The sequence below is a fragment of the Limisphaera ngatamarikiensis genome (assembly GCF_011044775.1).
GTDB classification, from domain to species: domain Bacteria; phylum Verrucomicrobiota; class Verrucomicrobiia; order Limisphaerales; family Limisphaeraceae; genus Limisphaera; species Limisphaera ngatamarikiensis.
The window spans coordinates 40,821-64,291 of record NZ_JAAKYA010000027.1 but is presented as its reverse complement, the minus strand read 5'-3'; the positions used below and the strand labels follow the sequence as shown (position 1 = coordinate 64,291).

Below are 23,471 nucleotides of genomic sequence, written 5' to 3'. Positions count from 1 at the left end.
CGGACGATCGGCCCGTGGCCGTCGTTCCGGGGACGGCCGCAGACCCGCGGGGAGGGCGGTAGCTCAACTGGTAGAGCAGCGGTCTCCAAAACCGTTGGTTGGGGGTTCGAGTCCCTCCCGCCCTGCCAACGCGGCTACCGGAGAGGTGGCAGAGTGGTTGAATGCGGCGGTCTTGAAAACCGCTTCGGGCCGAAAGCCCGACGGGGGTTCGAATCCCTCCCTCTCCGCCAGGAATTAGGCTGTGAGTGAGCTGATTCCAACGCTGATCTGGCTGGCGATTCTCGGGATCGTCTTCGGGGTGCTTTGGTACCTCGGGTACGTGGCCCGGTTCGCCAATTATTTGAAGGAGACGCGCGAAGAGCTGCGCAAGTGCACCTGGCCCACCTGGGAGGAACTCAAAGGTTCCACCGCCGTGGTGATGGTGGCGACCCTCCTGCTGGGCCTGTTCACCGCGCTGGTGGACCTTGTGTTTGCCATGTTCGCGCGTCACATCATGGGCTGAACCCGCATGCGACCCCGGTGGTACATTCTGCACACGCTGGCCGGTCAGGAGAAGAAGGTCAAAGAAAGCATCGAAAAGCGCGCCAAGACCGAGGAACTGACCGATTACATCCTCGAGGTCATGGTCCCCGAGGAACGGGTGGTCGAGGTGCGCAATCAGAAGAAGATCGTTTCGATGCGCAAACTCTGGCCCGGCTACGTGTTTGTGCGGATGATCCTGTTTGATGACCAGGACCAGCTGCTGCCGCGGCCCTACTATTTCATCAAGGAGACGCCCGGGGTGCTGGGTTTTGCCAGCGAAAGCGGCGACCGACCGGAGGCCACCCCGGACGAGGACGTGGAACAGATCAAGGCCCAGATTTCGGCTTCCGAGGAGACCGAGCGGCCCAAGGTGAACTTTGAAGTGGGCGAGACGGTCAAAATCAACAACGGCCCGTTCCTGAACTTCAGTGGGGTGATTCAGGAGATCGAACCGGAACGCGGCAAACTCAAGGTCGTGGTGAACATTTTCGGCCGCAACACCCCGGTGGAGCTGGAGTACTGGCAGGTGGAGAAGGCCTGAAACGAGCCGGCTGCCGTCCCCGGGAGGTTTGCCCCGGGACCGGCCCGGCGTCACAAGCGCGATCGACACATGGCAAAGAAAGTTACAGCCGTCATCAAGTTGCAGATTCCGGCCGGTCAGGCCAACCCGGCCCCGCCGGTGGGGCCGGCGCTGGGCCAGCACGGCGTGAACATCATGGCCTTCTGCAAGGAGTTCAACGCCGCCACCAAGGACCAGGCCGGGATGATCATCCCCGTCGTCATCACGGTCTACCAGGACAAGTCGTTCACCTTCATCACCAAATCCCCTCCGGCCTCAGCCCTGCTCAAAAAGGCCGCGGGGATCGCCGTGGGGTCCAAGGCACCCAACAAGGAAAAAGTGGGCAAGGTCACCCGACAGCAAATCATGGAAATCGTCAAGCTCAAGGGCAAGGATTTGAACGCCAATTCCGAGGAGGCGGCCTACCGGATGATTGCCGGCACGGCACGCAGCATGGGAATTGAAGTGGTCGACTGAAAACCAAACCTGCGGGAGGGTCTTTCCTGATAGACCCGCTGGCACCGCAACCACGAACCATGGCAAAAAAACACAGCAAGCGATACCTCAAGGCACTGGAGCTGGTTAACGGGAAACAAACCTACCCGCTCAGGGAAGCGGTGGAAATCCTGAAACGATTCCCCCGGGCCCGGTTCGACGAAACGGTGGACCTGGCCTTTCGCCTGGGGGTGGATCCGAAACAGTCGGATCAAATGGTCCGGGGCACCGTGGCCCTGCCCCACGGCACCGGCAAAAAGGTGCGGGTTTTGGTCTTCGCCAAGCCGGGCGACGCTGCCGACGCAGCCCGGGCTGCCGGGGCCGACTACGTCGGGTTTGAAGAGTACATCAAGAAATGCCAGGAGGGCTGGATCGATTTCGACGTGGCCATCGCCACGCCGGAGGCCATGACCGAAGTGCGCAAACTGGGCAAAATCCTGGGTCCGCGCGGGTTGATGCCGAACCCGAAAACCGGCACGGTCACGGATGACACCGCCCGGGCAGTGCGCGAATTCAAAGCGGGTCGCGTGGAATTCAAGCTGGACAAGACGGGCAACCTGCACCTGCCCATCGGCAAGGCGAGCTTCTCCGCCCAGCAAATCGAGGAAAACGCCCGGGCCGCCATTGACGCGGTCGCCAAGGCGCGTCCGGCCTCGTTGCGCGGCCGGTACATCCACAGTTGCGCCATCAGCACGACCATGAGTCCCTCCATCCGACTGGACCTGCGGGACCTGGGGATCACCGCCTGATCGTCGAAACCTTGCGAAGCTCAACCTGAACCTTTGGCCATCCTATGCGCCCGGAAAAACAATCGCTCACCCAGGAGTATCTGCAGCGGCTGCAGAGCTCGCCCTATGTCATCCTGGTCAACTACACCGGCCTGAACGTCGCGGCGATGACCGAGCTGCGACGGCGCCTGCGGGCGGCGCAGGCCGAGCTGCACGTCATCAAAAACACCATCTTTCGGATCGCCGCCCGGGAGGCGGGACTCGGCGATCTGGGTGACGCGTTGGTGGGGCAACTGGCTGCCGTCACGGGTCGGCACGACGTGTGCGCCGCCGCCAAGGTCCTCAAAACCTTTGCCGCCGAGTTCGACAAACCGAAGTTCCATCTGGGCCTGCTGGGCAACCAGCGGTTGGACGCGGCCCAGTTGCAGCAACTGGCGGAGCTGCCGCCCCTGGACACGTTGCGGGCCCAGTTGCTGGGCCTGTTGCAGGAACCGGCCGCCCGGCTGGTGCGCCTGATCCAGACGCCCGCAGCCCGGTTGGCCCGCGTGATCCAGGCCCGGATCGACAAGGAAGGCGGTCAGAGCGCCGGCTCGTAAGAGACGGAAATGCGAAAGGATTTCCCGGGCGGGTGGCCCGTCCGGGCAACGTGAACCCAAACACAAACCAACATCCCTCGTCGGTTCACAGGCCGTGAACTGAAATCACCTGTGGCCACGGGTGGCGACGAGAAGAGAGGTACCATGGCAGACATCGCAAACCTGGTGGAGGAACTGAGCAAGCTCACGGTCCTGGAGGCCGCGGAGCTGGTCAAGAAACTGGAGGAGAAATGGGGTGTGAGCGCGGCGGCCCCGGTGGCCGTGGCCGCGCCGGCCGCGGCAGGCGCCGCGGGTGCGGCGGCTGCACCGGCGGCCGAGGCCAAGACCACCTTTGATGTGGTGCTGGTCTCGCTGCCGGCGGACAAGAAGATCCCGGTCATCAAGGCCGTGCGCGAAATCAAGGCCGGACTGGGTCTGGCCGACGCCAAGGCCCTGGTCGAGGGCGCCCCGAAACCGGTTCTGGAAGGGGTGTCCAAGGAAGAGGCCGAGGCGGCCAAGAAGAAGCTCGAGGAGGCCGGTGCCAAGGTCGAGCTCAAGTAACACTTTTACAGGGACGGCGGCGGCCCGGCCGGGCCGCCGCCCCACCGTGTTTCCCTGGGTCCCGGTCAGGCCGGGAAGCACCCGGGTGGGGTGGAACTGGGACCCGAGCCCGGGTCAAGTGGGCCGGTCGCGGGAGCACGCACCCCCGCGTACCTGCCGTTGAGGGTGAAGTGGGTGTGGACCCCGGGTGGACCTTGGGTTCCCCCGGATGAGGCAAAGAAACAACATGCCAGCTCGAGCAACTGAACGAATCAACTTCGGCCGCATCAAGGAAATCATTGCGCCGCCGAACCTGATCGAACTGCAGATCACCTCCTACGAGGAATTTCTGCAGAAGGACGTGCCCCCCAACAAACGCAAGTTGACGGGGCTCCAGGCGGTCTTCAAGGAGATCTTCCCCATCGAAAGCTACGACGGGAAGTTCGTCTTGGATTTCGTCTCGTACGAAATCGGGGAGCCGAAGATGGACTGGCTGGAGGCACTGCGCGAGGGCCTCACCTACGGCGCCCCACTGTACGTCACGTTCCGGCTGCGCGAGGAGAACAAGAGCGTCAAGGAAGAACGGGTGTTCATGGGCGAGATCCCGCTCATGACCCCCCAGGGTTCGTTCGTCATCAACGGGGCCGAACGCGTCGTCGTCAGCCAACTGCATCGCTCGCCCGGCCTGGTCTTCGAAGCCACCCAGCACGCCAACGGCAAGACCCTGCATTCGTATCGTATCATCCCCGACCGGGGATCGTGGTACGAGGCCCAGTTTGATACCAACGACCTGCTGTACGTCTATCTCGACCGCAAGAAACGGCGCCGCAAGTTCCTCATCACCACCTTCTTCCGCGCCATCAGCTTTCTGGACGGTGAACCTGTCAAGGGCCGCGACGGGACCGAAAAACCCCGCGGGACCGATGAGGAGATCCTGCGCCTCTTCTACAACATCGAGGAACTCACCCTCAAAGAGGCGGAGAAACGGGATGACCTGGCCAACCTGGTGCTGGTCCACGATGTCATCAACCCGGAGAACAATTACGTCGTGGTCCGGGCCTTCGAGTCGCTCTCCAAGGCCGTCCTCAAGCAGATCGCCGACGCCGGCCTGCAGCGCATCCGGGTGGTGGACATCTCGGTGGACGAGGGTGTCATCATCAAATGCATCCGCAAGGACCCGGCCCGCAACGAAGAGGAGGCACTGCGCGACATTTATCGCCGGCTGCGTCCGGGTGACCCGCCCACTCCGGCCAACGCACGGGCCCTCATCAAACGATTGTTCTTCGACCCCAAACGGTACGACCTGGGCCGCGTCGGCCGGTACAAGATCAACCAAAAACTCGGTCTGAAAACGGGGGATGTCCGCATCCTGACCAAGGAGGACTTGGTGGCGGCCACCAAGTACCTGCTCCGTTTGCGTCAGGGTGAGGGTACCTTGGACGATATCGACCACCTGGGCAGCCGACGGGTTCGTACCGTGGGTGAACTTCTGGCCAACCAGTGCCGGGTGGGCCTGGCGCGCACCGAGCGGCTGGTCAAGGAGCGCATGACGCTCTTCGACCAGACGGTCGAACCCATGACGCCGCAGAAGCTCATCAACCCCAAGGCCCTTTCGGCGGTGATCCGGGACTTCTTCGGCCGGAGCCAGCTGAGCCAGTTCATGGACCAGATCAACCCTCTGGCCGAACTGACGCACAAACGGCGCCTGTCCGCCCTGGGCCCGGGCGGCCTGTCCCGCGACCGCGCCGGATTCGAGGTGCGCGACGTGCACCCCTCGCACTACGGTCGGATCTGTCCCATCGAAACGCCGGAAGGTCCGAACATCGGGTTGATCGCCTCGCTGGCCACCTACGCCCGGGTCAATGAGTTCGGTTTCCTGGAAACGCCCTACCGGAAGGTCGAAAAGGGCCGGGTCACCGACAAGATCGAGTACCTCACGGCCGACCAGGAGGAACAGTACCTGATCGCCCAGGCCAACACGCCCGTGGACGAAAAGGGCCGGTTCCTGGTCGACCGCGTCCTCTGCCGTGCCCGGGGCGACTTCGTGGAGGTCGAGCCCGAACAGGTCGACTACATGGACGTGTCGCCCAAACAGTTGGTGTCGGTGGCCGCCAGCCTGATTCCGTTCCTGGAACACGACGACGCCAACCGGGCGCTCATGGGATCGAACATGCAGCGTCAGGCGGTCCCATTGATCGTGACCGAGGCGCCCTACGTGGCCACCGGGATGGAGGAACGGGTGGCACGCGATTCCCGGGCCGTGGTCGTGGCCGAGGAATCCGGTCGCGTGGCCGCCATCACCGGCACCCAGATCATCGTCACCCGCGACGGCAAACTCCCCGAGAGCCGTCGCAAACTCCGGCATGATCCGGAGAAGGGCATCTGGATCTATCCCATCCGCAAGTTCATGCGTTCCAACGCGGCCACCTGCATCAATCAGAAGATCCTGGTCCGGGTGGGTGAGCCGGTGAAGAAGGGCCAGGTCCTGGCCGATGGTCCCTGCACCAGCAACGGCGAGCTGGCTCTGGGACGGAACGTGCTGGTGGCGTTCATGCCCTGGAACGGTTACAACTTCGAGGACGCCATCCTCATCAGCTCGCGCATCGTCAAGGAGGACATCTTCACCTCCATCCACATCGAGGAATTCGAGGTCAGCGCCCGGGACACCAAACTGGGTCCGGAGGAAATCACGCGGGACATCCCGAACGTGGGTGAGGACGCCCTGAAGAACCTGGGCCCCGATGGGGTCATCCGCATCGGTGCCGAAGTCCGGCCCGGCGACATCCTGGTCGGCAAAATCACACCCAAGTCGGAGACCGAGCTGGCCCCCGAGGAGCGACTCCTGCGCGCCATCTTCGGTGAGAAGGCCGCCGACGTGAAAGACACCTCCCTGCGGGTGCCGTCCGGCACCTACGGCATTGTCATGGACGTGAAGGTCTCCTCCAAGAAGGACTCCGAAAAGGAGGCGCAGGTCGAGGACAGTCAGAAACAGGCCAAACAGATCGAGGAGGAGTACAAGCAGAAACAGGCCGAGCTGAAGGAACAGCTCACCGAGGCGTTGAGCAACATCCTGCTGGGCGAAAAGATCCCGTTGGATGTGGTCAACAGCGAGACCGGCGAGATCATCATCCCCGCCAACCGCAAGATCACCAAGACGCTCCTGCGGAAACTGGCGGAGGTGTACGACCGCATCGAGATCGATCCCTCCCCGATCCGCAACAAGATCAACGAGATCATCGGCGCCTACAAAAAGAAGTTCGATGATCTGCAGATGCAGTTTGACGAGGAGATGGAGCGGCTGGAGTCGGGCGAGGGCCGCGACACCGGCATCATCAAGTCGGTCAAGGTTTACATCGCCTCCAAGCGGAAGCTGTCGGTGGGCGACAAGATGGCCGGCCGGCACGGGAACAAGGGTGTGGTGGCCAAGATCGTGCCGGAGGAGGACATGCCCTTTTTGGCGGACGGCACGCCGGTGGACATCGTCCTGAACCCTCTGGGCGTGCCCTCCCGGATGAACGTGGGTCAGTTGCTGGAGACCCACCTGGGTTGGGCGGCGCACGTGCTGGGTCTGCGATTCGCCACGCCGGTCTTCGACGGCATCAAGGAAAAGGAGATCCGCGAGTACCTGCGCCAGGCCGGCGAAAAACAGAAGGCGGAAGGCCAGCCCGTGCTGGTCAACGAGGCCGGCAAGGCCATCCTGTACGACGGCCGGACCGGCGAGCCGTTTGATCAGGAGGTCGTGGTCGGTTACATCTACATGATGAAACTGGGCCACCTCGTGGCCGACAAGATCCATGCCCGTGCCGTGGGACCGTACTCCCTCGTCACCCAGCAACCCCTGGGCGGCAAGGCCCAGTACGGTGGCCAGCGCTTCGGCGAGATGGAGGTGTGGGCCATGGAAGCCTACGGTGCAGCCTACTCCCTGCAGGAGTTGCTGACCGTCAAGTCCGACGATGTCCAGGGTCGTACCCGCGTGTACGAAAGCATCGTCAAGGGCGACAACGTGTTGGAGGCCGGCATCCCCGAGTCCTTCAACGTTCTGGTGAAGGAAATGCAGGCCCTCGGCCTGGATGTGCGGGTCGGCATGGCCCGGCCGGCCGAGGCTCCGCCGGAACCGGCGCGTCTCCTCAGCACGTTGTGAGCGACGCACCGGTGACTCCCAACGCCATCGACAGCTTTGCGAGCGGAATTGGCAACCTATGATCAGCACCAGTAAAGAAAGCGCCCGTGAACTCCTCGGCCTGGACAGGGTCAACCAGGTCGAGTACGTCTCCATCTCCATCGCCTCGCCCGAAACCATCCGTTCCTGGTCCAAGGGCGAGGTGAAGAACCCGGAGACCATCAACTACCGGACCTTCAAGCCGGAGAAGGGCGGTCTGTTCTGCGAACGCATTTTCGGTCCCGTCAAGGACTGGGAGTGCTCCTGTGGCAAATACAAGCGCATCAAACACCGGGGCGTGGTTTGCGACCGGTGCGGCGTGGAGGTCACCCTGGCCCGTGTGCGCCGCGAACGCATGGGGCACATTGAACTGGCCGTGCCGGTGGTCCACATCTGGTTCTTCAAATGCATGCCCTCCCGGATCGGGTTGGTCCTCGACATGACCGCCCGCGACCTGGAACGGGTCATCTACTACGAGGACTACCTGGTGGTGGACCCCGGCCAGACCCCGCTGCAGCCCAACCAGTTGCTGACCGAACAGGAACTGCGCGAGGCCCGCGAAACCTACGGGGCCGATGCCTTCGTCGCCAAAATGGGCGGCGAAGCCATCCGGGATGCGCTGGCACGGGTGGACCTGCCCAAGCTCATCGAAAAGCTGCAGCAGGAAATGAACGAAACCCGCAGCAAACAGACCCGGAAAAAACTGGCCAAGCGGATCAAACTGCTGCAGGCGTTCGTGCAGGCCAACGTCAAGCCCGAGTGGATGGTGCTCACCGTGCTGCCGGTCATCCCGCCCGACCTCCGGCCCCTGGTGCCGCTGGAGGGTGGCCGCTTTGCCACGTCCGACCTCAACGATCTCTACCGCCGCGTCATCAACCGGAACAACCGGCTCAAGAACCTCCTCCAGCTCAAGACACCGGAGGTCATCATACGGAACGAGAAACGCATGTTGCAGGAGGCCGTGGATGCCCTGTTCGACAACGGTCGCCACGGCCGGCCCGTCACCGGTGCGGGCAACCGCCCGCTCAAGTCCCTGTCCGACATGCTCAAGGGCAAGAGCGGCCGGTTCCGCCAGAACCTGCTCGGCAAACGCGTGGACTATTCCGGTCGTTCCGTGATCGTCATCGGGCCGGAACTCAAGCTGCATCAATGCGGCCTGCCCAAAAAGATGGCCCTGGTCCTGTTCGAGCCGTTCATCATCCGGCGGCTCAAGGAGCTCGGCTACGTCCATACCGTCCGTTCGGCCAAGAAACTCATCGAACGCCAGACCAAGGAGGTGTGGGACATCCTGGAAGAGGTGACCAAGGGGCATCCGGTCCTGCTCAACCGCGCCCCCACGCTCCACCGGCTTTCCATCCAGGCCTTCGAGCCGGTCCTCATCGAGGGCGAGGCCATCCGCATCCACCCTCTGGTCTGCACCGCGTACAACGCCGACTTCGACGGTGACCAGATGGCGGTGCACGTGCCGCTCTCCATTGAGGCCCAGTTGGAAGCCCGGCTGCTGATGATGGCGCCGCTGAACATCTTCAGCCCCTCCAGCGGCAAGCCCATCATCACCCCCACCCAGGACATCACCCTGGGTTGCTTCTACCTGACGGCCGAACCGCGCACACCGCGCAAACCGGACCAGCGCCTGCCCCTGTTCGGCAGCAAACACGAGGTCCTCTTTGCCTACGACGAGGGCGACCTGCGCACCCACGACCGCATCCGGCTGGCCAATCCGGATTACGGCCGTCAGACCGTCTACGGCGTGCCCGACAAGAAAATCATCGAAACCACCGTGGGCCGGGTCATCTTCAGCGAGGTCTGGCCCGAGGAACTCGGTTTCTTCAACAAGGTCGCCGGCAAGAACGAACTCGGGGACATCATCTGGAACTGTTACAAGGTCTGCGGACACGAAAAAACCATCATCGCCCTGGACAAGCTCAAGGAACTCGGCTTCCGCGAGGCCACGCGGGCGGGGGTCTCCATCGGCATTGACGACATGATCGTGCCGAAGGAGAAACAGAAGATCATCGAGGAATCCCTCCGCCAGATCCGCGAGGTGGAGAAACAGCACCGCCGCGGCATCATCACCTCCGGCGAGCGTTACAACAAGATCGTGGACATCTGGACGCACGCCACCGACGAAATCACCGCGGCGCTCATGAAGACCCTGGAGGCCAACCAGGGCAAACGCGAGTACAACCCCATCTGGCTGATGATGGACTCGGGCGCTCGCGGCAACCGACAACAGGTCCGTCAGCTGGCCGGCCTGCGCGGGCTGATGGCCAAGCCCAGCGGCGACATCATCGAGAAACCGATTCTGTCCAACTTCCGCGAGGGCCTGACCGTGCTGGAGTACTTCATCTCCACCCACGGCGCCCGCAAGGGTCTGGCCGACACCGCGCTCAAGACCGCCGACTCCGGCTACCTCACCCGCAAGCTGGTGGACGTGGCCCAGGATGTCCTCATCCGGGAGACCGACTGCGGCACCACCAACGGCATCTGGGTGCAGGCCATCTACGAGGGCGAGGACGAGGTGGTCCGGTTGTCGGAACGCATCGTGGGCCGGGTGGCCTGCGAGGACATCCCGAACCCGTCCAACCCGAAGGAATTCCTGGTCCGGGCCAACGAGGAGATCGACGAGGAACGGGCCAAAGTCATCGAGCAGATGGGCATCGAACGGGTCAAGATCCGTTCACCGCTCACCTGCGAAACCAAGCGCGGTCTTTGCCAGCTCTGCTACGGCCGGAACCCGGCCACGGGCCGCATGGTGAGCCCCGGCGAAGCCGTGGGGATCATCGCCGCCCAGTCCATCGGCGAGCCCGGCACCCAGCTGACCATGCGGACCTTCCACATCGGTGGCGTGGCCGCGGGCACCTTCAAGCAACCCATCATCAAGGCCAAGTCCGACGGCATCGTGCATTACCATGACGTCCGGTACGTCACCCTCCAGGACGGCAACAACATCGTCCTGAACAAGAACGGGTACCTCACGGTCGTGGACGAGACCGGGCGGGAGCTGGAAACGCACAACATCGTCATTGGCGCGGTCGTCATGGTCCAACCCGGCGCACGCGTCCGCAAGGGCGACACTCTGGCCCAGTGGGACCCGCACAACGTGCCCATCCTCTCCGAAAAGCCCGGACGCGTGAAGTTCCACGACATCATCGAGGGTGTCACCATGCGCTACGAGGTGGACGAAACCACCGGTCAACAGGCCATGGTGGTCATTGAGCACAAGGAGGAGCTGCACCCGCAGATCCTGGTGCTGGACGACGCCGGCGAGGTGGTGGCCAGCTATGGCATCCCGGCCGATGCCCACATCGTGGTGGAGGAGGGCGACGAGATCGTGGCCGGGTCGCTCCTGGCCAAGACCCCGCGCAAGCAGGCCAAGACCAAGGACATCACCGGTGGTTTGCCGCGGGTGGCCGAGCTGTTCGAAGCGCGCCGACCCAAGGACGCCGCCGAAATCTCCAGGATTGACGGCGTGGTGGACTTCGGCCCCACCGTCCGCGGCAAACGTTGCATCATCATCCGGGATCCCAAGACCGGCCTGACCGAGGAGCATCTCATCCCCATCGGCAAGCACATCATCGTCTTCAAGGGCGACATGGTGAAGAAGGGTCAGCAGCTCACCGAGGGCCCGCTCGACCCGCACGAGATCCTGGAAGTCTGCGGCGCCCAGGAACTGCAGGAACACCTGGTCAACGAGGTGCAGGAGGTCTACCGACTCCAGGGCGTCACCATCAACGACAAACACATCGAGATCATCGTCCGTCAGATGCTGCGCAAGGTGCGGATCACCGAGCCCGGCGACACCCAGTTCCTCTGGGGCGAGCAGGTGGACCGCATCGAGTTCGATGAGGAAAACGCCCGGGTCGAAAAAATGGGCGGCAAACCGGCCGAGGCCCAACCGGTCCTGCTCGGCATCACCAAGGCCTCGCTGGAGACGGACAGCTGGCTCAGCGCGGCTTCCTTCCAGGACACCACCCGGGTGCTCACCGACGCGGCCACGCGTTCCAAGGTGGATTACCTGCGCGGTTTCAAGGAGAACGTCATCATGGGACACATCATCCCTGCCGGGACCGGCTTTGCGAAGTACCGCAAGGTCCGCGTCCGGCCGGCGGTGATGCCCACCGAGGAGGAATCCGCGCCCGAACCCGAGCCCTCCCAGCCCAATGCGCTGGAGCAGGTGCTGCTGGGCGGTGGCGACGGTGGCAACAACCCGGCGGAGGAACAGACCGCGTCCGATTCCCGGGAGAACGAGAGCGGGAGTTAGGAGTTGTCAAAATTCGGGGCTTTGAGCAAAATGCACGTTCCTTCGGGCTGCGGGCAGAAGGTCCCGGCCCGAACACGGTAGAAGGTAACCATGCCGACGATCAATCAACTGGTTCGCAAAGGCCGCAAGCGGCTGAAGGCCAAGAGCAAGGCGCCGGCCCTGCAGGGGGCGCCCTTCCGCCGCGGCGTCTGCATTCAGGTCATGACCCGTACCCCCAAGAAGCCGAACTCGGCCATGCGCAAGGTGGCCAAGGTCCGGCTCACCAACGGTTACGAGGTGATCGCCTACATCCCGGACGAAGGGCACAACCTGCAGGAACACTCCATCGTGCTCGTGCGCGGGGGTCGTGTGAAGGACCTGCCCGGTGTCCGCTACCATATCGTGCGCGGTGTCCTGGACTGCGCCGGCGTGGAAAAACGCCGGGTCAGCCGCTCCAAGTACGGCGTGAAACGGCCCAAGGCCACGGCCAAACCGGCCGCCTGATCCCGCGCGGCTCGTCAACCTGAACGGAGAAACATTCCATGGCCCGACGTCGTCGAGCAATCAAACGACCCATTCCACCGGATTCACGGTATAACAGCCCCCTGGTGATGCGGCTGGTCAACACCGTCATGCGCCGGGGCAAGAAAAGCCTGGCCATGCGCATCGTGTACGCCGCCCTCGACAAGGTGGCGGAAAAAAGCGGTGGCGCCAACCCGTTGGACGTGCTCCAACGCGCGGTGGAAAATGCCAAACCGCGGATCGAAACCAAGGCCCGCCGCGTGGGCGGTGCCACCTACCAGGTCCCCATGGAGGTGCCGCCGGACCGGCAGCTCTCGCTGGCCCTGCGCTGGATCGTTGGCTTCGCCGACGACCGGAAGGGCATCCCGATGAAGGATGCCCTGGCCGCGGAAATCCTGGACGCCTACCAGGGCCAGGGCAGCGCCATCCGGAAACGGGATGAGGTCCACAAGATGGCCCAGGCCAACAAGGCTTTCGCGCATTTCCGCTGGTAACCACCGTTCTGATCCACGCCCCGTCGCCTCCAACCCGGCCGTTCGGGGCGTTTTTATTCCCGACCTATGTCCATGCAATCCACTGTGGCCAATAATAAGACCGTCGTATCCGACACCCGATTGAATGCGCCGGACCGTCCGTATCCGCTGGAGCGGACGCGCAACATTGGCATTGCCGCGCACATTGACGCGGGCAAAACCACCACCACCGAGCGAATCCTCTTTTACACCGGCGTCACCCATCGCATGGGCGATGTGGATGACGGCAACACGGTGACGGACTGGATGGAACAGGAGCGCGAGCGCGGCATCACCATCACCTCCGCCGCCACCACCTGCTACTGGACCCAGAAGGAGGACGGCCTGGTGAAGCTGTTTACCGGTGTGGGGCACCGGATCAACATCATTGACACGCCCGGTCACGTGGATTTCACGGCGGAGGTGGAACGGTCCATGCGGGTTCTGGACGGGGCCATTGCCGTGTTCTGCGGCGTGGCCGGGGTCCAGCCCCAGTCGGAAACCGTCTGGCGCCAGGCCACCAAGTATCGGGTCCCCCGAATCGCCTTTGTGAACAAGATGGACCGGGTGGGCGCCAACTTTGAAAAGGCCGTGGACGAAATGCGGCGCCGACTGGGGGCATACGCCTGGCCCGTGGTCCTGCCCCTGGGCAAGGAGGACAATCTGCGCGGTGTGATCGACGTGATCAACCAGCGCGCCCTCATTTACGATCCCGAGGACGAGTTCGGGATGAAATTCGAGATCACCGACATCCCGGCCGGGGAACAGGAACGGGCGCGTCAGGCGCTCCGGGAACTGATTGAGGCGGTGGCCAACAAGGACGACGAGGTGGCGGAGCTGGTGATCGAGGACAAGCCGGTGCCGCCGGCCCTGCTGAAGAAGGCCATCCGACGACTGACCTGCGCCCTGGAGTTTGTGCCGGTGCTGGCCGGGTCGGCCTTCCGCAAGCGCGGCGTTCAGCCCTTGATCGATGCGGTGGTGGATTATCTGCCCTCGCCCCTGGACATCCCGCCCGCCGTGGGTTGGAAACCCGGCACCGACGAGAAGGTCGAGGTGCCCACGACGGATTTCGGTCCGTTTTGTGCGCTGGCCTTCAAGCTGTGGAGCGACCCCTACGTGGGCAAGCTGGTCTTCTTCCGCGTCTACAGCGGGCAGCTCAAGAAGGGCGACGTGATCTACAACCCGCGCACCGGCAAACGCGAACGCGTCAGCCGCGTGATGATGGTGCAGGCGGACAAACGGATCGATGTGGAGAAGGTGTTCGCCGGCGACATCGCCGCCCTGGTCGGGCTGCGCAACATCACCACGGGCGACACCCTGTGCGACGAGAAGTTCGACATCATTCTGGAGCCGCCCACCTTCCCCGAACCGGTCATCAGCATGGCGGTGGAGCCCAAGACGCAGGGCGACCGGGACCGGCTCATGGAAGGCTTGCAGCGACTGGCCGAGGAGGATCCCACCTTCCGCGTGTTCACCAATGAGGAGACCGGTCAGTTGATCATTGCCGGCATGGGCGAGCTGCATTTGGAGATCATCCGCGACCGCCTGTTCCGCGAGTTCAAGGTGGAGGCGGTGGCCGGCGCTCCGCAAATCGCCTATCGGGAAACCATCACCCGGACGGCCACCGGCGAGGGCAAGTTCATCCGTCAGACCGGCGGCCGTGGCCAGTACGGCCACGTCATCATCGAGATCGCCCCGAACGAGCGCGGCAAGGGCATCGAGATCGAGAACAAGATCGTGGGCGGTGTCATTCCCAAGGAGTACATCCCCGCGGTCATTGCCGGTCTCAACGAGGGGATTCAGGGCGGCGTTCTGGCCGGCTACCCGTTGGTGGACCTCAAAATCGCCATCGTCGACGGTTCGTATCACGAGGTCGACTCCAGCGAGCTGGCCTTCAAGATGGCCGGTATCTTCGCCCTGAAAGACGCCTGCAAGAAGGCCAACGTGATCATTCTGGAGCCGATCATGAAGGTCGAGGTCACCACCCCGGACGAGTACCAGGGCGACATCATGGGTGACCTGAACCGGCGGCGCGGCCGCATCACCGGGATCGAGGCCAAGGACACTGCCATGGTCATTTCGGCCGAGGTGCCCCTGGCCGAGATGTTCGGATACGCCACGGCCATACGGTCCCTCTCCAAGGGCCGGGCGTCCTACTCCATGGAACCGCTCCGGTTCGAGCCCGTGCCGTCGCAGATTCTGGAGAAGATCCTCGACATGACCAAGGATCGCCCGGCAGCCCGCACCTGAGGTGCCGGGTCGGTCAGACACCTCCGGGCAGGTGCCGTGCGGCATGCAGGCAGGGTCCTCGTTGTTCCCGCGTCCCCGGAACGACCACACGGTGCACTGGTGCCGGAGGGTCGACGTCCACTGCCGGACAGGACCGGCCTGAGGCCCGGGGCGACGTCGTTCCCGGGGTGTTGCGCACGGCCCGCCGGCAGTGCCAAAGGACCGGTCTGGTGCGCGATTTTATGATTCACACCGCCCGGGGCCGCCCGTTACAGTGGGGTCACAAACGATCCGGCTGCCATCGTTCGGCACGACTTGCAGCAGGGGTGTGTTTATGATCGGGCTGGTATCGTGGCTGGAAAGCCCGGGAGATTGGGGCCGGGCGCTGCTGGTGGCTGTGGGGGCATATGCCCTGGGCTGCCTGGCCGGCGGCTATTACCTGGTCCGATGGACCACCGGGCAGGACATGCGCCGGATCGGCAGTGGCAGCGTGGGCGCCCGCAACGTCAGCACCGTGCTCGGAGCCCGGGGGTTCGCAGCCACCCTGCTGTGGGATGTGTTGAAGGGTGTCCTGGCGGTGTGGGGTGCGCGCATTTTCACCGGAGACCCACGCATGGAAGGAGTGGCGTTGCTGGCCGTGTTGGCCGGGCACCTGTGGCCGGTGCAACTGGCCTTCCGCGGCGGCAAGGGCGTGGCGACGTCCCTGGGCGGTCTGCTGGTGTACGATCCGCAACTGTTGCTGGCCCTGGGTTTGTTGTTTTTGCCGCCCTGGGCCGGGTTGCGGCGTACCATCCTGCCCGGCATGATCGCTTACGCGCTGTTGCCGGCGGTTGCGTGGTTTCTGGAGGCGGATCGGTTCCGTTTCGCCGTTGTGACGGCGGTTACGGTTCTGGTCCTGTTTGCGCACAGGCGAAACCTGGTGGAGGAATGGACTGCGCTGGGATGGGGCGCACGTCCGGCAGTCAATTCCGACAAGGCGTGAGGTACTACCATGCAGGAACGTCAGCCTTTGGTCTTCAAGTTTGCCGGTGAAGACTGGGAGTTTGAGGCCATTCACCGGCTCAACTACAAGACCTTTGTGGAGGAGATCCCCCAGCACGAACGATCCCCCTCCCAGCGGCTGGTGGACAAGTTCCACAACGAAAACACCTACCTGATCTGCCTGTGCGGTCGCGAGCTGGCCGGCATGCTGGCCGTGCGCGGGAACCGGCCGTTTTCCCTGGATCAGAAACTGCCCAACCTCGACAGCTACCTGCCGCCCGGGCGGCGGATCTGCGAGGTGCGGTTGCTGGCGATCGAGAAAAAGTACCGCGGCACCCGGGGCGGTCAGATCCTGGCCGGCTTGCTGGCGTTGTTGTGGCAGCACGGGATCGAGAAGGGCTACGACCTGGCCATCATTTCCGGCACCACGCGCCAACTGAAGCTGTATCAGCACCTGGGATTCGTGCCGTTCGGACCCGTGGTGGGCTCGGGCGAGGCACAGTTCCAGCCCATGTACATTACCCTGGAGACCTTCGAGGTCCGGGCCCGCGAATTCCTGCGGAACGCGCCGGCGCGGTCGTTCCATCCTTCCGCGGTCAATTTCCTGCCCGGGCCGGTGGCGGTGCGGCGCGAGGTACGGCGGGCCTTTGAACAGTCGCCCGAATCGCATCGCAGCCCGGTCTTCATGGCCGACTTCCACGCCACGCGGCGGTCCCTGTGCGAGCTGACCGGGGCGGCCGACTGCCAGATCCTCGTGGGGTCCGGCACCCTCGCCAACGACACGGTGGGAGGACAACTGGCCCTGGAGGGCGGACGCGGCCTGGTGCTCAACAACGGCGAGTTCGGCTCGCGCCTGGTGGATCATGCCCGGCGATGGGGCCTGGATTTTGAAGTGTACGAAGTCCCGTGGGGGGCACCGCTGGATCTGGGTGAGGTGCGGCGTCGGATGGAGAACCTTCCCGGCCTGCGATGGGTCTGGGCGGTCCATTGCGAGACCTCGACCGGCGTGTTGAACGACCTGGACGCCCTCAAAGCGCTGTGCGCCGAGTTTGGCCTGAAACTCTGCGTGGACTGCATCAGTTCCCTGGGCACGGTTCCGGTGGACCTGCGGGGTGTGTATCTGGCCACGGGCGCCAGTGGCAAGGGCCTGCGGAGTTATCCGGGCCTGAGCATGGTATTCCATCATCATCCATTGCGGCCTGCACCCGACCGGTTGCCGCGGTATCTGGACCTGGGCTACTACGCCGCCCAGGACGGTGTGCCTTTCACCTTCTGCTCGAATCTGCTGCACGCCTTGCGGGTGGCCATCCGGCATGTCGATTGGGAACGCCGTTTTGCCCAGGTGGCCGAGCTGGGGGCCGAGTTGCGTCAGCGCCTGCAGGAGGCCGGTTTCCAGATCCTTGCGCCGCCGGCCGTGTCTACCCCGGCCGTGGTCACGCTGGTTTTACCTCCGGAGATTTCGTCCGTGGAACTGGGCCGGCGGATGGAGGAAAACGGTTTCCTGCTCAGCTACAACAGCGAGTATCTACGGCGCCGGAACTGGATTCAGATCGCCCTCATGGGCGAGTGCGCCCGGGAAAAGGTGGTTTCGGTGGTGAATGTCCTGAAGCGGGTGGTCTTTCAGGGGACGGGCGCCCGCCGTGCCGTGCCGGTGGCGGAGTAGGACCGGGTGGTCCCGGGGTTTTGCCCTGCTGGATGGTTCCCGGGGATTGCCGTGCCCGGCCCGGGCAGTGCGAGAGCTACACCAGGCCCTCGAGGATGTGCGGCAGCCGTTCGAGGCTGCGCTGGAGGGAGGCCAGGGCAATGGCCTGATCGGATTCCCTGGGATTCGGGAACAGTACGTGCCAACCGGCGCTGTTCTGGCATTGTTCCCGGGTCACGGGCACGAAATTTCCGCTGCAGCCGATGCCCTCGGCACGCAGAAGAAGGTCCGCCACCTGAACCGACGCCACCAGCGCCTGGTAACGTTCGGCCTTTTCGGGCTGGTGATGGTATCGGGCGGCCTGGATCATGAGATCCGGCAGGCGTTGGCGTTCGAGGTAGAGGCCACCCAGGTTGGCATGGTCCATGCCCAGCACCTCGCGTTCGATTTCAATCAGATCGCGCGTCCCGGCCACGGCCTGACGATGGATTTCGGCAAAATGATCGGGGAAGGCCCATGCCATGACGATCTTGCCCACGTCATGGACCAGTCCCGCAACGTAATCGGACTCGTCCATGGGGGTCTGGACGGTGCTGAGTACCTCGCGGGTGAGGATGGCCACCCCGATGCAGTGTTGCCAGAACTCGCGCCACGGGAACTGGCACTGGCGGGTGAGCCGCTGGAAATCCTCAATGATGGGCGTGACCAGGGCAAGCTGCCGGATTTGACGTATGCCCAGGTAGAAAACCGCCTCTTCGATGCTGTTGACCGGCTGGGCCAGACCGTAATAGACGGAGTTCACCAACCGGAGCAGCCGGGAGGTCAGGCTGGGATCGCGCCGGATGATTTCGGAAATCTGCGCGGAGTAACGCTGTTCCGCACCCAACAGCTCCTGCAACGCCTTGTTGATGCTGCCGAGGGATGGTAGGGAAGGGCACCGCGCCACCTGGGCCTGGATCTGGCTCAGGCTCAGCGGCCGCACGTCTGCTTTGGTCGTGACTTCCTGCATGGCGCCTCAAGGTTTTTGCCAATCCTACATCGGATGGTTCAGCCCTGAACCTAAGGAGAAAATCCGGGTTCGCCCCCTCGGGATATGAACCGGCCCGGGATCCAACTCCTCCATCACCGGGCCACCCCGCTGCGTCGGTCCAGTGCGGGGCGGCCGGGCCGGACAAGGTGTGTCGAAATGTCCCGAAGGGTGGCTGACGGCGCGGGGTGGCGGCCCGTTGCGGCTGTCGCGGATCGGTCAGGAATCCGTTGTCTGGTCCGGGCAGCATTGCGGACCATGGCCCTTTCTGAAAGGGGGCACGAATTTGTGTGAATCCCGGACTGCCCGGGGCCGTCTGGTTTGGTATGACCGCGCCTCAACCCGTTCACGAAATGACCCGACGCACCTTTTTGGGTGTTTTGGCAGGGCTGGCCGCCCTGGGCCGGTTGACGGCCGCACCGGGGCGAAGTCAGGTGCCGGAGACCCGGCTCCGGCGGCTGGCTCCGGGGGCCAATGTCTGCCGGTGGTTCCGTTTCCCGCGACGTGCCTCGGCCGAACATTTCCAGGGTTACATGACGGCCGGGGAAATGGCGTGCATGCGGCAAATCGGTTTGCGACACGTGCGACTTTGCGTGGCACCGGGGGTGATCCTGGACGCGCGGGAGGGTCGGCCACGGCCGGAGGTACTGCCGCATCTGGAGGAGGCCATTCGGCGGTTTCACCACGCGGATCTGGCGGTGGTGGTGGACATTCACAACGAAGACCGGGAGGCGGAGCTGAATCCGGACTGGCAGGCGGCCTTTGAGAAGTTCTGGGATTCGCTGGCCGCGCGACTGGCGGAGCTGGATCCCGAGCTGACCTTTCTGGAGGTCATCAACGAACCGGTGTTTGCCGGACGGGAGGAGGAGTGGATCCGATGGAACGCGAGATTGGTGGCCACGATCCGGCGCAGGGCGGCCGCGCATACCATCATCACCTCGGGACCGAACTGGGGCGGGATCCAGGGTTTGCGGCGGATGGAACCGGTGGCCGACGGCAACGTGGTGTATTCGTTTCACTTTTACGAGCCGTTCATTTTCACGCATCAGGGTGCCACGTGGTCGAGTGAGGAGGTCAAACCCCTGCGGCAGGTGCCGTACCCGTCCAGTCCGGAGGCCGTGGAGCCGTTGTTGGAGGAGCTGGCAGGGCATCCGCGGTCGAGGGCGATGCTGGAGCGGTACGGTCAGCAGCGGTGGGACGGCGAACGGTTGGCGGCGCAGTTTCGACAGGCCATGGAATGGGGCGAGCGGCACGGGGTACCGTTGTATTGCGGGGAGTTTGGTGTGTTTCAGCGTTATGCGCGGCCGGAGCATCGGGCCCAATGGTTCCGCGATTTTGGACGGATCCTGCGCGCGCACGATTTGGGCTGGGCGGTGTGGGGGTGGGACGAGGGCTTTGGGTTGGCGCGGCAACATGTGGAGGGTCGGCCGGTGGTGGACCCCGTGGTGGCGGAGGCACTCGGTTTGCAGCCCGGCTGTTGAGGCGTGGTGGGGCGTTCAAACCGCCGCCAGCCATTCGTTGCACAGGGCCTCGGTCTGCTCGAGCACGGTATCCGTGGCCTTTTGCTGCTTGTCCGGAGGGTAGCCGTGTTTGCGGAGCACGCGCTTGACGAGCACCCGGAGCCGTGCCCGGGCGTTCTCCTTAAAGGGATAAAGGAGGCTTTTGGCAGCACGTCCCGAATGCGTGGCCGAAGCCGCCGATGAACTCGTACTGGTTACCTCGCGCTGCCGGGTTCGTTGTAGGTCAGTGCGAATACCGTATCGGTCAGCCAGCGACGGAACGACTCATTGTCGCTGAACTGCTTGAAGAGTTCGGTGTCGTCCTTGAGCAGCGCAATCATGACCCGCTGAAGAGCCTTGTCGTGCTCGATGCGGGCGTTCTGTTTGTCGGAATGCTTGCGGGCGTTCTGATAGGCGGTGTCGGCCGCTACGCGTGCAGGAATCTCCTCGGTGATCAATTTGCGCACCCGATCGGCGTCGGTCCAGGGGATATTGCCGAACTGCTCGTTAAAGGTCCTGATGATGTTCGAGAGACGGTCGAGCTCCGGTTCGGGCTTGTAACCACCGCTTGCGGTGGGCACCGGTTCGATCTCGGCATCCGCGTCGGGAAGCGCAATCCTCATGGTGGCCTGCTTTTCAACCCGGTAGCTGTCCATGTCGATCGCCTCGAGGATGCCCTTGGACAGGTCTTCCTCTTTGGGCGCCGGCAGCTTGGGTACCAGGAAGTTGAGGAAGATCGATAGCTTCTCCCACTCGGCATTGGTGTAGGGGAGAATCGTGGACAGGAAGCTGTAGGTTCGCAGAAACGCCTTGGCCTTGCCTTTGAAGTCGATCTGAGCGTCCTCATCGAGCTGCTCCAGGTAGGCGGCGACGCAGGCGTCAAGGATCGGGTCGAGCTGGTCGCGATCGGCGCCGGCGAGGTAGCACCGTACCAGTTCATTCACTTGCTCAGGGGCATATACCTGGTAGCCGTCCAGATCCGCCTTGAGGTCGTGCAGCTTGTTCGGGTCGGTTTCGTCGGCGAGAATGGTCGTCCGGTAGTAGGGCTCGAAGGCCTTTCGGATCGTCTCCGGGTCGTTGACGAAGTCGAGGATAAAGGTGTCGTGCTTTTGCGGGTGGGCGCGGTTGAGGCGAGAAAGGGTCTGCACCGCCTTGACCCCGGAGAGATGCTTGTCCACGTACATCGTGTGCAAGAGCGGCTCGTCGTAGCCGGTTTGGAACTTGTCGGCACAAATCAGGAACCGGTAGGGATCTTCCCGGATCTTGTCGGGGATCTGGTTCGAGGGGAAACCGTTCAAGCTGGCCTCGGTGACCTTCACGCCGCCGTATTCATGCTCGCCCGAGAAGGCCACGATGGCCTGATACGGGCTTTTGCGCTCGGCAAGGTACTTCTGAAAAGCGTGGAAGTACTCGATTGCACGCTCGATGCTGCCGGTCACCACCATCGCCCGCGCCTGGCCGCCGATCTTGCCCCTGGCAAGTACCTGCTCATGAAAGTGGTCCACCATGATCTCGGCCTTGAGCCGGATGGCGTACTCGTGCCCCTCGACGAAGCGGCGCAGCTTCTTCTGCGCCTTTTTGACGTCGAACTCGGGGTCATCCTCGATGGTCTTGACGAGCTTGTAGTAGCTTTTGACGGGCGTGTAGTTTGCCAGCACGTCCAGGATAAAGCCTTCCTAGATGGCCTGTTTCATGGTGTAGCTATGGAACGGCCGGTGCTTCACCGTACCGTCGGGCTGCGGATCGGGTGTGCCGAAGATTTCCAGCGTTTTGTTTTTTGGCGTGGCGGTGAAGGCGAAGTAGCTGGCGTTGGGCAAAAGCTTCCGGGACTCCATCAATCGGTTGATCTGGTCCTCGAACGTGTCCTCCTCATCCTCACCAATCGAGCCGGAAAGGGCCTGGTGCATCTTGGCCGTTGTTCGCCCGCCCTGGCTCGAATGCGCCTCGTCGATGATGATCGCAAATCGGCGCCCGCGATGCTCGTTGCCGATGTCGTCGAGGATGAACGGGAACTTCTGCAGCGTCGTGATGATGATCTTCTTGCCACTCTCGATGAAGCGCCGCAGGTCGCCGGAATGCTCGGCGTGCCCCACCGTGGCGCTCACCTGGGCGAACTGCTTGACCGTGTCCCGGATCTGCTGGTCCAGGATGCGCCGGTCGGTCACGACGATGATGGAATCGAAGACGGGCTTTCCATCTTTGGCGAGACCGATGAGCTGGTGGGCCAACCAGGCGATGGAATTCGACTTGCCGCTCCCCGCCGAATGCTGGATGAGATAGCGCCGGCCTGCGCCATGTTCCCGTGCATCGGCAAGCAGCTTGCGCACCACGTCGAGCTGGTGGTAGCGGGGGAAGATTTGCTTCCGCGACCGCTTCCCGGTCTTCGGGTCCTTCTGCTCAACCAGTTGCGCGTAGTTCTCGAGGATGTCGGTCAGGCTCTCGCGGGTGAGGATCTCCCGCCACAGGTAGTCGGTCTTGAGCCCGCGCGGATTGGGGGGATTGCCCGCGCCGTCGTTCCATCCCTTGTTGAACGGCAGAAACCACGACGCCTTGCCCTGAAGGTGCGTGCAGAACCACACCTCGTTGTCGTCCAGGGCGAAGTGCGCCACACACCGTCCCAATCAAATAGCTTCTCGCGCGGGTTTCGGTCGCGCTTGTACTGCTCGATGGCATCATGCACCGTTTGTTTGGTCAGGCGGTTCTTGAGCTCGAACGTGAAAACCGGCAGGCCGTTGATGAAGAGAACCAGATCCAGCGCCCGCTGCCTCTCGTCGCGGCTGTAGCGAAGCTGGCGGGTGACAGTGAAGCGGTTCTGCTCATGGAGCGCCCGCGCGTACTCGTTTCCAGGCGAAGGCGTGCCGAAGAAAAGCTCGATGCGGTGCGGCCCGTGCTGGATGCCGTTGCGTAACACGTCCACCACGCCGCGCTTGCTCACCTCGCCCTGGAGCCGCGCCAGAAACTTCCGCCGCGTGGGACTGTCCTGGTCGAGATCGAGTGCCGCGGCCACCTTGGGCTGGGTGGCACGCAGAAACGCCGCAAGCTGAACCAGATCGACGCAGTACTCGCGGTCGTAATCGGCCGGATCGCCCGGCAACCAGCCCATACCGCCGTAGGGCGCCGCGGTTTCGGCGACGACCGCCGGGGAACCGGCGGCCCGGGGTGTGCAGTCACTGCCCGTCAGCACCCGGCAGATCAGGGTTTCAAGGCCGGCTTCACTGGTGTCGGTGGGTTTCATCGC

The 23,471-nt window shown here is 63.6% G+C and carries 15 protein-coding genes, 2 tRNA genes and 2 pseudogenes; 16 read left to right on the top strand and 3 right to left on the bottom strand.

The window, feature by feature from the left end:
• The first annotated feature begins 52 nt into the window (after positions 1-52).
• The 15 genes from G4L39_RS04615 to G4L39_RS04545 all read left to right on the top strand — a co-directional run bounded on the left by G4L39_RS04615 (position 53) and on the right by G4L39_RS04545 (position 17,728).
• A tRNA-Trp gene (locus G4L39_RS04615) sits at positions 53-128 on the top strand.
• Between the two features lie 11 nt (positions 129-139).
• Positions 140-230: transfer RNA gene (locus G4L39_RS04610), tRNA-Ser, on the top strand.
• Between the two features lie 11 nt (positions 231-241).
• Complete coding sequence (gene secE / locus G4L39_RS04605; RefSeq protein WP_343203297.1) at positions 242-502, top strand: preprotein translocase subunit SecE; 261 nt, start codon at positions 242-244, stop codon at positions 500-502.
• A 6-nt stretch (positions 503-508) separates the two neighbouring features.
• The gene (nusG, locus tag G4L39_RS04600) at positions 509-1,063 is read left to right on the top strand and encodes a transcription termination/antitermination protein NusG (protein WP_165106269.1); all 555 of its coding nucleotides are present in this window, start codon (positions 509-511) and stop codon (positions 1,061-1,063) included.
• A gap of 69 nt (positions 1,064-1,132) precedes the next feature.
• On the top strand, positions 1,133-1,558 hold the full coding sequence (rplK, locus tag G4L39_RS04595; RefSeq protein WP_165106268.1) for a 50S ribosomal protein L11: 426 nt from the start codon (positions 1,133-1,135) through the stop codon (positions 1,556-1,558).
• A gap of 59 nt (positions 1,559-1,617) precedes the next feature.
• Entirely contained in the window at positions 1,618-2,325 is a 708-nt protein-coding gene (rplA, locus tag G4L39_RS04590; protein ID WP_165106267.1) for a 50S ribosomal protein L1, read from the top strand.
• A 44-nt stretch (positions 2,326-2,369) separates the two neighbouring features.
• Complete coding sequence (gene rplJ / locus G4L39_RS04585; RefSeq protein WP_165106266.1) at positions 2,370-2,900, top strand: 50S ribosomal protein L10; 531 nt, start codon at positions 2,370-2,372, stop codon at positions 2,898-2,900.
• 144 nt (positions 2,901-3,044) lie between these two features.
• Positions 3,045-3,440, top strand: coding sequence for a 50S ribosomal protein L7/L12 (gene rplL, locus G4L39_RS04580; RefSeq protein WP_165106265.1), 396 nt, complete (start codon positions 3,045-3,047; stop codon positions 3,438-3,440).
• A 226-nt stretch (positions 3,441-3,666) separates the two neighbouring features.
• Positions 3,667-7,560 (top strand): DNA-directed RNA polymerase subunit beta, encoded by a 3,894-nt coding sequence (rpoB, locus tag G4L39_RS04575; RefSeq protein ID WP_165106264.1) that lies wholly within the window; start codon positions 3,667-3,669, stop codon positions 7,558-7,560.
• A 61-nt stretch (positions 7,561-7,621) separates the two neighbouring features.
• Positions 7,622-11,842: a DNA-directed RNA polymerase subunit beta' gene (gene rpoC, locus G4L39_RS04570; RefSeq protein ID WP_425485734.1), complete on the top strand. Its 4,221-nt coding sequence runs from the start codon at positions 7,622-7,624 to the stop codon at positions 11,840-11,842.
• A gap of 90 nt (positions 11,843-11,932) precedes the next feature.
• A complete protein-coding gene (gene rpsL / locus G4L39_RS04565; protein ID WP_165106262.1) occupies positions 11,933-12,325 on the top strand; it encodes a 30S ribosomal protein S12 in 393 nt (130 codons plus the stop codon).
• A gap of 38 nt (positions 12,326-12,363) precedes the next feature.
• On the top strand, positions 12,364-12,837 hold the full coding sequence (rpsG, locus tag G4L39_RS04560; protein ID WP_165106260.1) for a 30S ribosomal protein S7: 474 nt from the start codon (positions 12,364-12,366) through the stop codon (positions 12,835-12,837).
• Positions 12,838-12,903: 66 nt separating this feature from the next.
• The gene (gene fusA, locus G4L39_RS04555; RefSeq protein WP_240893802.1) at positions 12,904-15,105 is read left to right on the top strand and encodes an elongation factor G; all 2,202 of its coding nucleotides are present in this window, start codon (positions 12,904-12,906) and stop codon (positions 15,103-15,105) included.
• 313 nt (positions 15,106-15,418) lie between these two features.
• Entirely contained in the window at positions 15,419-16,066 is a 648-nt protein-coding gene (locus tag G4L39_RS04550; RefSeq protein ID WP_165106258.1) for a glycerol-3-phosphate acyltransferase, read from the top strand.
• 9 nt (positions 16,067-16,075) lie between these two features.
• Positions 16,076-17,728 (top strand): aminotransferase class V-fold PLP-dependent enzyme, encoded by a 1,653-nt coding sequence (locus G4L39_RS04545; RefSeq protein ID WP_165106257.1) that lies wholly within the window; start codon positions 16,076-16,078, stop codon positions 17,726-17,728.
• A gap of 76 nt (positions 17,729-17,804) precedes the next feature.
• Here the strand turns inward: G4L39_RS04545 and G4L39_RS04540 are convergent, their stop codons facing one another.
• Complete coding sequence (locus G4L39_RS04540) at positions 17,805-18,716, bottom strand: HDOD domain-containing protein (protein WP_165106255.1); 912 nt, start codon at positions 18,714-18,716, stop codon at positions 17,805-17,807.
• 371 nt (positions 18,717-19,087) lie between these two features.
• Between G4L39_RS04540 and G4L39_RS04535 the strand changes: the two genes are divergently transcribed.
• Entirely contained in the window at positions 19,088-20,215 is a 1,128-nt protein-coding gene (locus G4L39_RS04535; protein WP_205880783.1) for a glycoside hydrolase family 5 protein, read from the top strand.
• A 15-nt stretch (positions 20,216-20,230) separates the two neighbouring features.
• On the opposite strand, the pseudogene G4L39_RS15885 reads toward G4L39_RS04535, so the two are convergent.
• Together G4L39_RS15885 and G4L39_RS15725 are read right to left on the bottom strand one after the other, a co-directional pair.
• Positions 20,231-20,377: pseudogene (locus G4L39_RS15885) on the bottom strand (type I restriction enzyme endonuclease domain-containing protein); the annotation flags it as partial.
• 71 nt (positions 20,378-20,448) lie between these two features.
• Positions 20,449-23,468: pseudogene (locus G4L39_RS15725) on the bottom strand (type I restriction endonuclease subunit R).
• Between the last annotated feature and the right edge of the window lie 3 nt (positions 23,469-23,471).

Coding starts and splice junctions, on each gene's coding strand:
- nusG (WP_165106269.1), top strand. CDS start 509: ATGCGACCCCGGTGGTACATTCTGCACACGCTGGCCGGTCAGGAGAAG.
- rplK (WP_165106268.1), top strand. CDS start 1,133: ATGGCAAAGAAAGTTACAGCCGTCATCAAGTTGCAGATTCCGGCCGGT.
- rplA (WP_165106267.1), top strand. CDS start 1,618: ATGGCAAAAAAACACAGCAAGCGATACCTCAAGGCACTGGAGCTGGTT.
- rplJ (WP_165106266.1), top strand. CDS start 2,370: ATGCGCCCGGAAAAACAATCGCTCACCCAGGAGTATCTGCAGCGGCTG.
- rplL (WP_165106265.1), top strand. CDS start 3,045: ATGGCAGACATCGCAAACCTGGTGGAGGAACTGAGCAAGCTCACGGTC.
- rpoB (WP_165106264.1), top strand. CDS start 3,667: ATGCCAGCTCGAGCAACTGAACGAATCAACTTCGGCCGCATCAAGGAA.
- rpsL (WP_165106262.1), top strand. CDS start 11,933: ATGCCGACGATCAATCAACTGGTTCGCAAAGGCCGCAAGCGGCTGAAG.
- rpsG (WP_165106260.1), top strand. CDS start 12,364: ATGGCCCGACGTCGTCGAGCAATCAAACGACCCATTCCACCGGATTCA.
- fusA (WP_240893802.1), top strand. CDS start 12,904: ATGTCCATGCAATCCACTGTGGCCAATAATAAGACCGTCGTATCCGAC.
- G4L39_RS04550 (WP_165106258.1), top strand. CDS start 15,419: ATGATCGGGCTGGTATCGTGGCTGGAAAGCCCGGGAGATTGGGGCCGG.
- G4L39_RS04545 (WP_165106257.1), top strand. CDS start 16,076: ATGCAGGAACGTCAGCCTTTGGTCTTCAAGTTTGCCGGTGAAGACTGG.
- G4L39_RS04540 (WP_165106255.1), bottom strand. CDS start 18,716: ATGCAGGAAGTCACGACCAAAGCAGACGTGCGGCCGCTGAGCCTGAGC.
- G4L39_RS04535 (WP_205880783.1), top strand. CDS start 19,088: ATGACCCGACGCACCTTTTTGGGTGTTTTGGCAGGGCTGGCCGCCCTG.